Annotated in this window: 14 protein-coding genes; 7 read left to right on the forward strand and 7 right to left on the reverse strand. The window is 73.9% G+C overall.

The annotated features are described in order from the left end of the window. Position 1: 1 nt before the first annotated feature. Positions 2-958, reverse strand: a complete 957-nt coding sequence (locus E1265_RS23440; RefSeq protein WP_132932977.1) for a dihydrodipicolinate synthase family protein — start codon at positions 956-958, stop codon at positions 2-4. Between the two features lie 205 nt (positions 959-1,163). Between E1265_RS23440 and E1265_RS23445 the strand changes: the two genes are divergently transcribed. Next, a complete protein-coding gene (locus tag E1265_RS23445) occupies positions 1,164-2,189 on the forward strand; it encodes a LacI family DNA-binding transcriptional regulator (protein ID WP_132932978.1) in 1,026 nt (341 codons plus the stop codon). A 32-nt stretch (positions 2,190-2,221) separates the two neighbouring features. On the opposite strand, the gene E1265_RS23450 is transcribed toward E1265_RS23445, so the two are convergent. Both E1265_RS23450 and E1265_RS23455 read right to left on the reverse strand, forming a co-directional pair. Then, entirely contained in the window at positions 2,222-3,307 is a 1,086-nt protein-coding gene (locus tag E1265_RS23450; protein WP_132932979.1) for a nicotinate-nucleotide--dimethylbenzimidazole phosphoribosyltransferase, read from the reverse strand. 45 nt (positions 3,308-3,352) lie between these two features. Then, positions 3,353-4,537 (reverse strand): bifunctional adenosylcobinamide kinase/adenosylcobinamide-phosphate guanylyltransferase, encoded by a 1,185-nt coding sequence (locus E1265_RS23455; protein ID WP_132932980.1) that lies wholly within the window; start codon positions 4,535-4,537, stop codon positions 3,353-3,355. 124 nt (positions 4,538-4,661) lie between these two features. Between E1265_RS23455 and E1265_RS23460 the strand changes: the two genes are divergently transcribed. Beyond that, a complete protein-coding gene (locus E1265_RS23460; protein ID WP_132932981.1) occupies positions 4,662-4,874 on the forward strand; it encodes a hypothetical protein in 213 nt (70 codons plus the stop codon). Positions 4,875-4,905: 31 nt separating this feature from the next. On the opposite strand, the gene E1265_RS23465 is transcribed toward E1265_RS23460, so the two are convergent. Continuing rightward, positions 4,906-5,958 carry a trypsin-like peptidase domain-containing protein gene (locus E1265_RS23465; protein ID WP_243741050.1) on the reverse strand — a complete coding sequence of 351 codons (1,053 nt, stop codon included), beginning with the start codon at positions 5,956-5,958 and terminating at the stop codon, positions 4,906-4,908. Positions 5,959-6,039: 81 nt separating this feature from the next. Next, positions 6,040-6,639: a DUF3043 domain-containing protein gene (locus E1265_RS23470; protein WP_132932983.1), complete on the reverse strand. Its 600-nt coding sequence runs from the start codon at positions 6,637-6,639 to the stop codon at positions 6,040-6,042. A 258-nt stretch (positions 6,640-6,897) separates the two neighbouring features. Here E1265_RS23470 and E1265_RS23475 point away from each other — a divergent pair, with 258 nt between their 5' ends. From E1265_RS23475 to E1265_RS23490, 4 genes are read left to right on the forward strand one after another with little or no spacing between them, the layout of a single operon-like run. Then, positions 6,898-7,692 carry a PspA/IM30 family protein gene (locus E1265_RS23475; protein WP_132932984.1) on the forward strand — a complete coding sequence of 265 codons (795 nt, stop codon included), beginning with the start codon at positions 6,898-6,900 and terminating at the stop codon, positions 7,690-7,692. 47 nt (positions 7,693-7,739) lie between these two features. Continuing rightward, positions 7,740-8,018, forward strand: a complete 279-nt coding sequence (locus E1265_RS23480; RefSeq protein WP_132932985.1) for a hypothetical protein — start codon at positions 7,740-7,742, stop codon at positions 8,016-8,018. A 13-nt stretch (positions 8,019-8,031) separates the two neighbouring features. After that, entirely contained in the window at positions 8,032-9,348 is a 1,317-nt protein-coding gene (locus E1265_RS23485) for a histidine kinase (protein WP_243741051.1), read from the forward strand. 36 nt (positions 9,349-9,384) lie between these two features. Beyond that, positions 9,385-10,053 carry a response regulator transcription factor gene (locus E1265_RS23490; protein ID WP_132932986.1) on the forward strand — a complete coding sequence of 223 codons (669 nt, stop codon included), beginning with the start codon at positions 9,385-9,387 and terminating at the stop codon, positions 10,051-10,053. Between the two features lie 22 nt (positions 10,054-10,075). On the opposite strand, the gene E1265_RS23495 is transcribed toward E1265_RS23490, so the two are convergent. Together E1265_RS23495 and nadA are read right to left on the reverse strand one after the other, a co-directional pair. Next, positions 10,076-10,933 (reverse strand): GNAT family N-acetyltransferase, encoded by an 858-nt coding sequence (locus E1265_RS23495; RefSeq protein WP_132932987.1) that lies wholly within the window; start codon positions 10,931-10,933, stop codon positions 10,076-10,078. 67 nt (positions 10,934-11,000) lie between these two features. After that, entirely contained in the window at positions 11,001-12,191 is a 1,191-nt protein-coding gene (nadA, locus tag E1265_RS23500) for a quinolinate synthase NadA (RefSeq protein ID WP_132932988.1), read from the reverse strand. Positions 12,192-12,421: 230 nt separating this feature from the next. Here nadA and E1265_RS23505 point away from each other — a divergent pair, with 230 nt between their 5' ends. Continuing rightward, a complete protein-coding gene (locus E1265_RS23505; RefSeq protein WP_132932989.1) occupies positions 12,422-12,772 on the forward strand; it encodes an iron-sulfur cluster assembly accessory protein in 351 nt (116 codons plus the stop codon). The last annotated feature ends 101 nt before the right edge of the window (positions 12,773-12,873 follow it).

Below are 12,873 nucleotides of genomic sequence, written 5' to 3' on the forward strand. Positions count from 1 at the left end.
GTCAGGCGGCGGGCGCCGGGGAGTGGGGCGCTTCGGTCTCGGTCAGGCCGGCTTCGGCCAGGGCGGCCGCGAGACGGGCGAGGAGCGTCGGGTCGTCGAGCGGCAGCAGGGGTGGGCGCACGTGGCCGCCAGGTTGGCCGAGCAGCCCCATCGCGGCCTTGAGCTGGGCGGTGGGGGAGGCGAACCTGGCGCTGTAGTCGGGCTTGACCAGCAGCTCGACCAGCCGTTCGTAGCGGGCCGACCAGGCTCGGGCGGCGGTGAGGTCGCCGGCCCAGAAGGCCGCGTAGAAGGGCACGGCGAAGGGCGCGCCGAGGCCGCCGCCGTCGATGTTCCCGTCGCCGCCGAACTCGGCCATCACGGCCATGCCCCGGCGGTGGATGAAGCGCCCGAAGACCCGAACCGAGCCGGCCAGGGCCTCGCAGGTGCGGGCGACCTTCAACTCGTCGCCCGAACTGTCCTTGATCGCCACGACGTTGGGGAGGTCGGCGAGGCGCTCCGCGGTGGCCACGGTGATGTCGACGGCGGTGCCGCGCGGCCAGTTGTAGACCATGAGGGGCAGGTCGACGGCGTCGGTGACCCGCCGGTAGAAGTCCAGGATCTCGGCCTGGCTCGGATGCACGTAGGGCGGCGGTGTGGTGAGGACGCCGTCGGCCCCGATGGCACGCGCGTGCTCCCCGAACTCGGCGCACTCGGCGGCGGTGAACGCGCCGCAGCCGATCACCACCGGGATCCGGCCGCCGAGTTCCGCCACGGCGATCTCCGCCACCCGGCGCCGCTCGGCCGGGGTCTGCGCGAACCACTCGCCTGTGGTGCCGTTGACCAGCACGCCGTGCACGCCCTGGGCGGCGTAGAGGCGCAGCAGGGCGCGCCAGCCGGCCTCGTCGAGGGCGCCGTCCGCGGTGAACGGCGTGGGGGCGGCCGGCCAGTAGCCACGCCAGGCGACGTCATCGCGGTTCATCGGCGGCCTCCTGCAGGGGTTGTGGGATCGATTGCACACACGCTCTGCCCTGCCGGATCCGCTCGTCAACCCCTTCAGGCAGGGGAAAAGCCCGGAGAAACAGCTTATTTACTGCCTCGAAACGTCTGCCCTCTGGCATGATGAGGGGGGTCGCCGGATGGCGGCGAACTGATGTGTGGGATCGATTTCATGATCGGGGGACGCGATGGCGGTCACTCTGGACGAGGTGGCGGACGCCGCCGGCGTGTCCAAGAGCACGGCTTCCCGGGTGCTGAGCGGCTCACCACGGGTCAGCGCCCGGGCCAGGCGCGCCGTGCTGGCCGCCGCCGAGCGGCTCGGCTACCGGGCCAACCGGATCGCCAGCGGGCTGCGCACCCGGCGCAGCAACCTGGTGGGCCTCGTCGTGACCAACCTCGTCAACGCGTCCTTCCACGCCATCACCTCGGTGGTCCACCGGCGTCTCGACGAACTCGGGTACCAGGTGCTGCTGTGCATCACCGAGGCCGATCCGGCCAGGGAGCGGCGCTACCTCGAGGCGCTGCTCGACCACCGGGTGGACGGGCTGATCATCATCGGCACGGGCGAGAACACCGACCTGCTCACGAGCGTGGAGGCGGCCGGCATCCCCGTGGTGAACCTGATCAGGTCGCCCGAGGGCGCGCCGGGCGACGCCGTCATGGCCGCCGACCGGGAGGGGGCGGTGCTCGCCACCCGGCACCTACTGGAGCTCGGCCACCGGCGCGTCGCCTTCGTCGGCGGCCCCGCCTCGGTGGACTCCGGGCGCGAGCGGTTCGCGGGCTTCGTCCAGGCCCTCGCGGAACGGGGCCTCGAGCCCGACCCCGAGTCGGTGCTGCGCGGCCCCTACGAGGTGCCCTTCGGAGACCAGGCCGTGGCCAGGCTGATGGACGGCGGCACGGGGCGCCCGCGCCCCACCGCCCTCTACAGCGCCAACCACGAGGCGACCTTCGGGCTGCTCGGCGCGCTGGTGCGGTTCGGGATCCGGGTGCCGGACGAGCTGTCCCTGGTCTGCCACGAGGAGGCGCCGTTCTTCGCCTACTGGCACCCACCGCTGACCATCGTCGACAACGCCGCCTCCGACATGGGGGAGTTGGCCGCCGAGCAGCTGCTGCGCCGCATCGGGCCCGGCGCGGCACGCGGCGGCGAGGCGACGCGCGCGCTGCGGGTGGGCGCCCGCCTCGTCATCCGGAAGTCCACGGCCGCCCTCGCCTGACCCGACGCCGGCACGCCGTGCCGCGCCGGCCGTCAGTCGCGCCCTGCGGGGGAGCCGGTCTCCGGGAGTTCGGCCGCCAGGGACGCGGCGGCGCGGATCAGGGGGAGGGCGAGGAGCGCGCCCGCGCCCTCGCCGACCGTCACGCCCTGGTCGAGCAGCGGCTCCATGGCCATGCGATCCAACGCCTTGGCCTGCCCCGGCTCCCCGCTGGCCTGGCCGGCCAGCCACCAGTCGGGGGCCCGGAAGGCGATCCGCTGGCCCACCAGCGCGCACGCCGCCGAGACGACCCCGTCGAGGACCACCGGCGTGCGCCGGACCGCGCACTGCAGCAGGAAGCCCGTCATCGCCGTCAGGTCGGCGCCGGCGACGGCGCCGAGGAGCCGCAGCTGGTCGCCGAGCACCGGCCTGGCCCGCCGCAGGCCGTCCCTGACGGCCGCGCACTTCCGCATCCACGTCAGGTCGTCGATGCGCTGCCCGCCCCTGCCGGTCACCACCGAGGCGTCCGTGCCGCACATGGCGGCGATCAGCACGCCGGCGGCGGTCGTGCCGCCCACCGAGATGTCGCCGAGCACCAGCAGGTCGGTGCCCGAGTCGGCCTCCTCGTCGGCGATGGCGACGCCGGCGCGGAACGCCCGCTCGGTCTCCTCCTCGGTGAGCGTGTCCTCGATGTCGAGCCGCCCCGAGCCGCGCCGCACCCGGTACCGGCTGACGTCCTCGGGGAGTTCGTCGGCCGGGCAGTCGAGCGACAGGTCGACGACGCGCAGCGGGACGCCGGCCTGGCGGGCCAGCACGGCGGCCGGGCTCGTGCCGTTCAGCGCCTCCCGCACCAGGTCCGTGGCGCCGCCGGCCGGGCGGGCCGAGACGCCCATCGAGGCCACCCCGTGGTCGCCGGCGAACAGCACCGCCCTGGGCCGCTCGACGGCGGTCACCGGCACCCGGCCCTGGGCGGCGGCCAGCCAGGCGCCGATCTCGTCGAGCCGGCCAAGTGCCTTGGGCGGCACGCCGATCCGCGCCCGCCGCTCCTCAGCCTGCCGCCGGAGCCTGGCACTCGGCCGCTCGATGAGATCGCCGAAGTCATCGAGGTTCACGCCGCCGAGGTTCACACCGCCGTCACTCATGGCACACGAGAGTAGCGCTCCGGCTCTCGCGCCCCCGCGCGTGGCTCAGCCGCGCAGCGCCAGCGCACAACCGGCCGTCATCAGCAGCACCTGTTCGCACTCGGCGGCCACCGCCGCGTTGAGCCGGCCGAGCTCGTCGCGGAAGCGGCGGCCGGCCCGGGTGGCGGGCACCACGCCCGAGCCGACCTCGTTGCTCACCAGCACCACCCGGCGCCGCGTCGCCCTGACCGCGGCGACCAGCGCCGCCGTCCGGTCGCCGAGCGCCCGCGTGCCGCGGCCTTCCCAGGCGCCCACCGTGTCCATGGCGTCCGTCAGCCACAGGGCGAGGCAGTCGATCAACAGCGGCGGCCCGTCCCGGAGTTCCAGCAGCGGCACCAGATCGCGGGTCTCCACCGTGGTCCAGCCCGCCGGCCGCCGCTCCCGGTGCTCCGCCACCCGGGCCCGCCACTCGGGGTCGTCGGCACGCTCCCCACCGGTGGCCGCGTAGACGACGTCGGGGAAGGACGCGAGACGCCGCTCGGCCTCGGCCGACTTGCCGGACCGCGCGCCGCCCAACACCAGGGTGCGGCGCGGGGGTTCCGGCACCTCCCGGAAGTCGCCCACCAGCAGCGCGCCACCGTCGGGCACCGCACGCGCGCCGGCCGCGGCGAGCCGTCTGCGGAGCTCGGCGCCCGGCGGCACGTCGTGGTCCAGGTGCACCGCGACCACGTCCGTGGTCAGCGCCACGGCGCCGGCCGCGCGCAGCCTGGCCAGCGCGTCCGGCCGGCCCACCACGTCGAGCACGCACAGGTCGTAGGGGGCGGCGCCGGCCAGTCCTGCGGGGGCGCCGCCCGGCGGCAGATAGAGCAGCCGGCCGCCGTCCGGTCCTGTCACCGCGTAGCCCGTGCCGGGGGTGTCCATGGCGACGGCGGTGACCCGGTGGCCGCTGAGCAGCGTCAGCTCCCGGCCGTCCGGCAGCCGCACCGGGCCGGGCAGACCCGGCGGGAACTCGAGCGCCGGACCGTCGTGCGGGTGGGTCAGCAGCACCTGCCGCACCCCGGCGAGCGACCGCCCGGCCCGGGCCGCGGCCAGCGCGACGCCCGGCGTCAGGTCGAGCAGCAGGACCCCGTCGACCAGGAGCGAGGCCGCCGTTCTGACGTCCTCGCCGAGCGCGCGGGCGCAGCCGGCGCACGGGCAGCCGGGGCGGGGGAGGCCGGCGGGGGCACCGGTGCCGAGCAGGGTGGCGTCCATGGCCTGATCCTCTCGGATCCGCCCGGCTCGACGGCTGATGTGCGCGGGTGTGCCCCGCGGGACGGGCCGGTGATCTACTCTGCGAGCAGGAAGTCGCGGCCGGGTGGTTCATCAGGAGGCGGACATGGCGTGGGAGTGGCGGTTCGAGAAGGCGGACGGCACGACGACGGAGCCCTCCCAGGACCCGGGCGACTTCGGGACCCAGGGCGACGCGGAGTCGTGGATCGGGGAGATCTGGGGCGAGTTGCTCGACGAGGGCGTGGACCAGGTGACGCTCCTCGAGGACGGCCGCGAGATCTACGGACCGATGAGCCTGCACTCGGCGTTGGACGAGTGACGCGGGCCGGGCCCTACCGGGAGCCGGGCGCTCAGGCCTCGCCCAGCGTGACCTCGGCGGACCTCCGCTCGCCGTCCCGCGCGTAGCGGACCCGCACGGTGTCGTCCGGCTGGTGCGAGGCCAGCGCCTCGGTGAGCGACACCACGTCGGTGATCGGCTCGGAGCCCAGTTTCACGAGCACGTCGCCCGGGCGCAGCCCGGCCCGGTCTGCGGGGCCGCCCTCGGCGACGTCGACGAGCGCGGCGCCGGCCGGCTCGAAGCCGTCGCCGAGCACGGTGCGCACCGAGACGCCGAGCGCGGCGCGCCCCGAGTCCACGACCCGGCCGTGCTCGATCATCTGGTCGGCCAGGGAGGTCACGGTGGCGGCGGGGATCGCGAAGCCGATGCCGGGGGCCTGGCCGCCGCCGAGCCCCGGGTCCCTGGCGGCCAGCGTGGGGATGCCGATGACGTCGCCCGACAGGTCGACCAGCGCGCCCCCGCTGTTGCCCGGGTTGATGGCGGCCGAGGTCTGCACCATGTTGCCGAGCGTCGTCTGGCCCTCGCCCTCGCTCACCGAGCGGCCGACGGCCGAGACGATGCCCTGGGTGACGCTGGACGAGAGGCCGAGCGGGTTCCCCATCGCGAGGACGATCTGGCCGACCTCCACGCGTGAGGAGTCGCCGAAGTCGGCGGGCCGCAGCCCGTCGGGCGGGTCGGTCAGCTCGATCACCGCCAGGTCCTGCGGCGGGTAGGACGACACCAGGCGGGCGCTGAGCGGCGTCTGGCTGGTGGCGAGCAGCACCTCGAACTCCCGGCCCTGGCCCACCACGTGCGCGTTGGTCACGATGTGGCCCGAGTCGTCGTAGAGCACGCCCGAGCCGAGGCCGTCCTCGGTGGTGATCTGCACGACGGACGGCAGCGCGTCCCGCACCACGTCCTGGTAGGCGGCCTCCAGGTCGCCAGGGATGGCGTGCGGGACGGGGGGATCCTCGGCCGCCGACGAGGAGTCGCCGGTGCAGCCGCCGGCCAGCAGCAGCGCCGCCGCGCAGCCGGCGGCCGTCCACGCGGTCGCTCGCGGGTCTCGGGAGTCCGTGCGCCCTCTCACAACGGCAGTCTGGCCGCCGCCCACGCGCCCCGCGAGCGGCGACCGCCGTTCGAGTGTCGGCCGGACAGGGCCGGACAGGCCCTAGCGGCGGGGCTCCTCGCCGCGCTTGATCTGGGGCCTCGGCAGCCGCATCCGGCGCATCTGCATGGTGCGCATCAGGGCGTAGGCCGTGGTGCCGCGCAGGTTCTCGCCGGGGAAGCGGTCCCGCAGCTGCTTCTTCAGCCGGCGCGAGAGCAGCACCGAGTCGAACACGATCATCACGATGACCGCCAGCCACAGCAGCAGCGCGATGTTCCGCGCCGCGAGCGACGGCAGCATGCTCAGCACCAGGATCAGCACCGCGATGGGCAGGAAGTACTCCGCCACGTGCCACTTGGCGTCCACGAAGTCCCGCACGAACCGCCGCACGGGGCCGCGGTCCCGGGCCGGCAGGTGCCGCTCGTCACCGGAGAGCAGGGCCTCGCGCTGCTTGTTCATCGCCGTCCGGCGCTGCTCCCTGGCACGCCTCGCCGCCTCCTTGCGGTTGGTCGGCGGCTTGACGACGGCACGCCGCAGCGCCTCGGCCTCGCTGCGCTTCGGCGTGGGGCGTCCCTTGGGCGCCTGCGGGTCGCGGCCCCTGGGCTCTTCCCGCTCGGCTTCGGCGGAGCGGGCCTGGTCTTCTTTCGAACGGCTTCGGAACACGACTCCAAGCCTACGGTCTCGCCCGGCGGGACGACCCCGGCCGCCCGGCACGATCACGCAACGGACGCTTCAGGACGCCTCAGACCGGCGCCGCCGGCCAGAACGTGGGGTGTATGCGGACGCCCTGCGTAATCGTTCTGAGGTAGGAGCCATTCGCGGCCGAGCGATGCGCTAATGGAGGGGCGACCCGTAGGGTAGTAGGGGATCAGCAGGATGGTCACAGGTTCGAGCCCGGTATGAAGGGGGCGCGCGAGGCCCATGAGCGGTGTGATGAAGCGGATGGGGATGATCTTCCGCGCGAAAGCCAACAAGGCCCTTGACCGGGCCGAGGATCCGCGCGAGACGCTCGACTACTCGTACCAGAAGCAGCTGGAGCTGCTGCAGAAGGTGCGGCGCGGCGTCGCGGACGTGGCCACCTCGCGCAAGCGGCTCGAGCTCCAGCTGAACCAGCTCAACGGCCAGTCCGGCAAGCTGGAGGAGCAGGGCAGGAAGGCGCTGGCGCTGGGTCGGGAGGACCTGGCCCGCGAGGCGCTGACCAGGCGCTCCGGGCTCCAGCAGCAGATCGCCGACCTCCAGCAGCAGCACGAGACGCTGCAGAACGAGGAGAACAAGCTCACCCTGGCGGCCCAGCGGCTCCAGGCCAAGGTGGACGCGTTCCGCACCCGCAAGGAGACGATCAAGGCCACCTACACGGCGGCCCAGGCGCAGACCAGGATCGGCGAGGCGTTCTCCGGCATCTCCGAGGAGATGGGCGACGTCGGCCTTGCCATCCAGCGCGCCGAGGACAAGACGGCCCAGCTCCAGGCCCGCGCCGGCGCCATCGACGAGCTGCTGGCCTCCGGCGCCCTGGACGACGCGTCCGGCTCCTCCAAGGACGACCTCACGGCCGAGCTCGACCGGATCTCAGGCAACGCGGACGTCGAGTTCGAGCTGGAGCGCATGAAGGCCGAGCTTGCCGGCGGCAGTTCCGCCGGGCGCCAGGCCATCGAGGGCGGCTCCGGCGTCGAGGAGCGTCAGGAGGAGCAGCGCTCCCCGAGGCTCGACAAGCAGTGACCGCTACCCGGCGGTGACCACCCCCTACGAGACGGCCGGAGGGCAACATGATCGTGCGGATCATGGGGGAGGGGCAGGTGCGGTTGGACGACAGCCACTTCCCCGAGTTGAACAAGCTCGACGACGAGTTGCTCGACGAGGTCGAGTCCGGCGACCCGGAGGGCTTCCGGCGCACCCTCGGCGCCCTACTCGCGGCCGTCAGGACCCTCGGCACGCCCCTGCCGGACGACGCCCTCGAGCCCTCGGAGCTGATCCTGCCCGCACCAGACGCGTCCATCGACGAGGTGCGGGCCATGCTCACCGAAGACGGCCTCATCCCCGACTGACCACTCCGCCATCGTGAATCCCGAGCAAGGCGCCGGCGCCCGACAGTGGCTGCGGGTGCACCCCCTGGCACTGGACGCGCTGATCGCCGCGGCCGTGTTCGTGGTGGTGATCGTCGCGTCCGTGACCATGTCCGCCGGCGGCACCCCCGGCTTCGGCAAGCGCGAGCTGCCGGCCCACACGGTGGTGCTGACGATGCTGGCCTGCGCCGCGCTGGTCGCCAGGCGCCGCGCGCCCATGACCGTGCTGGCTCTGGTCAGCGCGATCAGCGTGCTCGAGCTGCTGCTCGGCACGCAGTCGCACCCGCCGAGCGAGCGGCACGCCTCCCTGGCCATGACGGTGGTGATCGCCGTCTTCACGGTCGCGATGCGCACCGACCGGCACACCACCTTCCGGGTCGCCGCGGTCACCGTCGCCGCCTTCATCCCCGTGACCATGCTGCTCGGCGCCCAGCCCTGGTACACCTCGGAGAACCTGGGCACCGTCGCCTGGCTCGGCCTGGCCGCCACGCTCGGCGAGGCGGTGCGCACCAGGCGCGCCATCGTGGACGCCATCAGGGAGCGGGCCGAGCGCGCCGAGCGCACCCGCGAGGAGGAGGCCAGGCGGCGGGTGGCCGAGGAGCGGCTGCGGATCGCCCGCGAGCTGCACGACGTCGTCGCCCACCACATCGCCCTGGTCAACGTGCAGGCGGGGGTCGCGGCACACGTCATGGACACCCGGCCCGACCAGGCCAAGGAGGCGCTCGGCCACATCAGGCAGGCCAGCCGGCGCGCCCTCGGCGAGCTGCAGAGCACGGTGGGGCTGCTGCGCCAGCAGGACGAGCCGATCGCGCCCACCGAGCCGGCCAGGGGCCTGGCCGTGCTCGAGGAGCTGGTGGACGGCTTCACCAGGGCCGGCATGTCGGTGGCCGTGCACGCCCCGGCGGCGGAGGCGTCGCTGCCGTCCGCCGTCGACCTGGCCGCCTACCGGGTGGTGCAGGAGGCGCTGACCAACGTGCACAAGCACGCCGGAGCCGAGTCGAGCGCCAGGGTCCGCATCGTGCGCCGCGGGGTGGCCGTCGACCCGGTCCTGGACATCGTCGTCGAGGACGACGGCCCCGTCCCCGAGCGCGTCGGCGCCGCCCCGGCCGCCGCGCTGAACGGCTCCCTGGGCAGCGGCCACGGCCTCACCGGCATGCGGGAGCGTGCCGTGGCGCTCGGCGGCACGTGCGAGACCGGGCCGCGGGACGGCGGCGGCTTCCGGGTCCGGGTCACGCTGCCGCTCAACCCGCCGAGGGCGGCGGAGCCGGAGGCCGGCGAGCCGGCGGCCCGCAGGGCCGGCTGGTGCGGGTGAGTCCCGCCTGATGGGTGAGCTGAACAGGGTGGTGCTGTGATCAGGGTGGTGCTGGCGGACGACCAGGCGCTGCTGCGGAGCGCGTTCCGGGTCCTGGTGGACTCGGACCCGGACATGACCGTCACCGGGGAGGCGTCGGACGGCGCCGAGGCGCTGCGGGTGATCCGCGAGGCCGGCGCCGACGTGGTGCTGATGGACATCAGGATGCCCGGCGTGGACGGCCTGGCCGCCACGCGCGCCATCAGCGCCGATCCCGCGCTGGCCGGGGTGCGGGTAGTGATCCTGACCACCTTCGAGTCCGACGACTACGTGGTGCAGGCGCTGCGGGCGGGCGCCTCCGGCTTCCTCGGCAAGGGCGCGGAACCGGCCGAGCTGCTGAGCGCCATCCGGCTGGCCGCGGCCGGCGAGTCGCTGCTCTCGCCCGCCGCCACCCGCGGGCTGATCGCCCGCTTCCTCGCCCAGTCCGACGGGAGCGAGCCGGTGGACGACCGCGTCCTCGACGTGCTCACGGCCCGCGAGCGCGAGGTGCTCGTCGAGGTGGCCGGCGGCCTGTCCAACGACGAGATCGCGGGGCGGCTCTCGGTCAGCCCGCTGACGGTGAAGACCCACATCAACCGGCTGCTGACCAAGCTCTCGGCGCGCGACCGCGCCCAGCTCGTGGTCACCGCCTACGAGACGGGCCTGGTGCGGCCGCGCTCCGCCTGAGCGGCCTCCCGGGGCCGCCGCCTCACAGGAACATGGCGGACGGGATGTACGGGGCCGGCGGGCGCATCCCCCGCAGGCACAGGTAGCCGTCGGGGGCCAGTTCGAGCCCGGCCGCGAGCCCCACGTCCACCGCCCACTCCTGCTCCGCCGTCAGCCGCGGCACAGTGGCCGTCCCGCCCGGCGGCCGGCTCAGCAGCGCCGAGGCCAGCAGCCGTACCGCGATCCGCCGCGAGGTGGCCGCGAGCAGCTCGACGGTGCCGTCGTCGTCCAGGTAGCAGTAGCCGCTGCCGCCGAGGTCGTCCGCCACCACCACCCGGCAGTGCAGCAGCAGCTCCCGGTGGTCGGGGCCGTGCGCGCCGCCGCGCAGCCTGCGGTCCACCGAGTCCATCAGGTCGAGGTGCGCCGGGCCGCCCTCGATCGCGGGACCGTCCGGCGCGGCGAGCCGCGACGCGTCCACCGGGCCGGTCATCCGCATCACCGGGTGGAGGGTGAATCCGGCGGCCCGGTGCACCCGGGCCGCCAGCGGGTCGCCGTTGCCGCAGATCATCCCGCGCAGCGCGCCCCTGGCGTGCGTCATGGCCCGGCGCAGCAGCGCGGTGCCCACGCCCTTGCCGCGCGCCCGGGGGTCCACGACCAGCAGCGAGAGGCCCCACAGGCCCTCGCGCCTGCTGGCCAGCGCCGCGCCGACGGGACGCCCGGCGGTGTCCTCGGCCAGCCAGCAGCCGCCGGGGTCGGTGTCCGCCAGGTGTCTGACCCTGCGGTGGAAGCGCGCGGTGCGCGGCGGCGACCAGTACCCCTCGGCCTCGCCCCGCGCGGCCAGCACCACCTGTCGCACGGCCTCGGCGTCGGCGCGGGTGTCACGTACCTGGCGCAACAGCATGACCCCATCCTGGCCCGGCGGCGCGGGTCCTGTCCCGCCGGGCGTCGGACGTGCTGCTCCACCGGGCCTACGGCAGTGCCAGCATGCGCTCCAGCGCGAGCTTGGCGAAGTGCTCGGTCTCCGGGTCCACCTGGATCCGGTTGACCACCCGGCCGTCGGCCAGCGACTCGAGCGCCCACACCAGGTGCGGCAGGTCGATCCGGTTCATGGTGGAGCAGAAGCAGATCGTGCGGTCGAGGAAGACGATCTCCTTGCCCTCGGGCGCGTAGCGGTTGGCGAGCCGCCGCACCAGGTTGAGCTCGGTGCCCACGGCCCACTTGCTGCCGGCCGGGGCCGCGTCCAGCATCCGGATGATGTGCTCGGTCGAGCCCACGTGGTCGGCCGCCGCCACCACCTCGTGCTTGCACTCGGGGTGCACCAGCACCTGGACGCCCGGTATCCGGGCCCTGACCTCCTCGACCGAGTCGAGCGAGAACCGGCCGTGCACCGAGCAGTGCCCACGCCACAGGATCATCCTGGCCCGGCGCAGCTGGTCGGCGGTGAGCCCGCCGTTCGGCCGGTGCGGGTTGTAGACGACGCAGTCGTCGAGCGACATGCCGAGGTCCCGGACGGCGGTGTTGCGGCCCAGGTGCTGGTCGGGCAGGAAGAGCACCTTGCCCGCGCCCTCGGGCCGCTGCCCGAACGCCCACTCCAGGGCGCGGCGGGCGTTGGACGAGGTGCAGACGGTGCCGCCGTGCCGGCCGGTGAACGCCTTGATGTCGGCCGAGGAGTTCATGTACGTCACCGGCACGGTGTCGGCGGCCACGCCGGCCTCGGTGAGCACGTCCCACGCCTCGGCGACCTGCTCGCCGGTCGCCATGTCCGCCATCGAGCAGCCGGCGGCCAGGTCGGGCAGCACGACCGACTGCGCGTCCGAGGTGAGGATGTCGGCCGACTCGGCCATGAAGTGCACGCCGCAGAAGACGATGTACTCGGCCTCGGGCCTGGCGGCCGCGTCCCTGGCCAGCTTGAACGAGTCGCCGGTGACGTCGGCGAACTGGATGACCTCGTCGCGCTGGTAGTGGTGGCCGAGCACGAAGACGCGGTCGCCGAGCCGGGCCTTGGCGGCGCGGGCCCGCTCCACCAGGTCAGGGTCGGACGGCGCCGGCAGGTCCCCAGGGCAGTCGACGCCACGCTCGCTCGCTGGGTCGGCGTCCCGGCCGAGCAGCAGAAGGGCGAGGGGAGTGGGCTCGACTCCCAGCGTCTGGGCGGTGTTCATGGCACGCACCCTTCCTTTATCGTCGTATTGACGCGATGGATCATAACTCCTTTCGCGTCAGTCTGACGACACCGATAGCGTCAGTGTGACGCGTTCCGCGTCGCGGCGGGGTGTGCGAGCATGAGACAGAGAGAAAAGGCATATGGGCGCGCCGAAGCCGGAATAGATCGGAGCGGGCGTCTGTTGCAGCACGCTGCCAGAGCATTCCGTACTACCCGGGAGATACGCAGATGTCCGTAACGGAAAAGACCGTCGAGGACGGCATCCTCGTTTCCGACGCGGCCGTGGCGAAGGTCAGGAGCCTGCTCGAGCAGGAGGGGCGTGACGACCTCGCGCTCCGCGTGGCGGTCCAGCCCGGCGGATGTTCCGGTCTGCGCTACCAGCTCTTCTTCGACGAGCGCTCGCTCGACGGCGACGTCGTCAAGGACTTCGACGGCGTCAAGGTCGTCACCGACCGCATGAGCGCGCCCTACCTGGGCGGCGCGTCGATCGACTTCGTCGACACCATCGAGAAGCAGGGCTTCACGATCGACAACCCCAACGCCACGGGCTCCTGCGCCTGCGGCGACTCCTTCAGCTGACGGTTGCGCCTGGCGGCGTGAGCGCCCCGAAGGGGCGGCGTCACGCGCCGGCATGCTGTGGCTCTGTCTCTTATACACAACTGACGCTGCCGACGACTTAA

This window comes from Streptomyces sp. 8K308, from assembly GCF_004348315.1.
Taxonomy (GTDB): domain Bacteria; phylum Actinomycetota; class Actinomycetes; order Streptomycetales; family Streptomycetaceae; genus Streptomyces.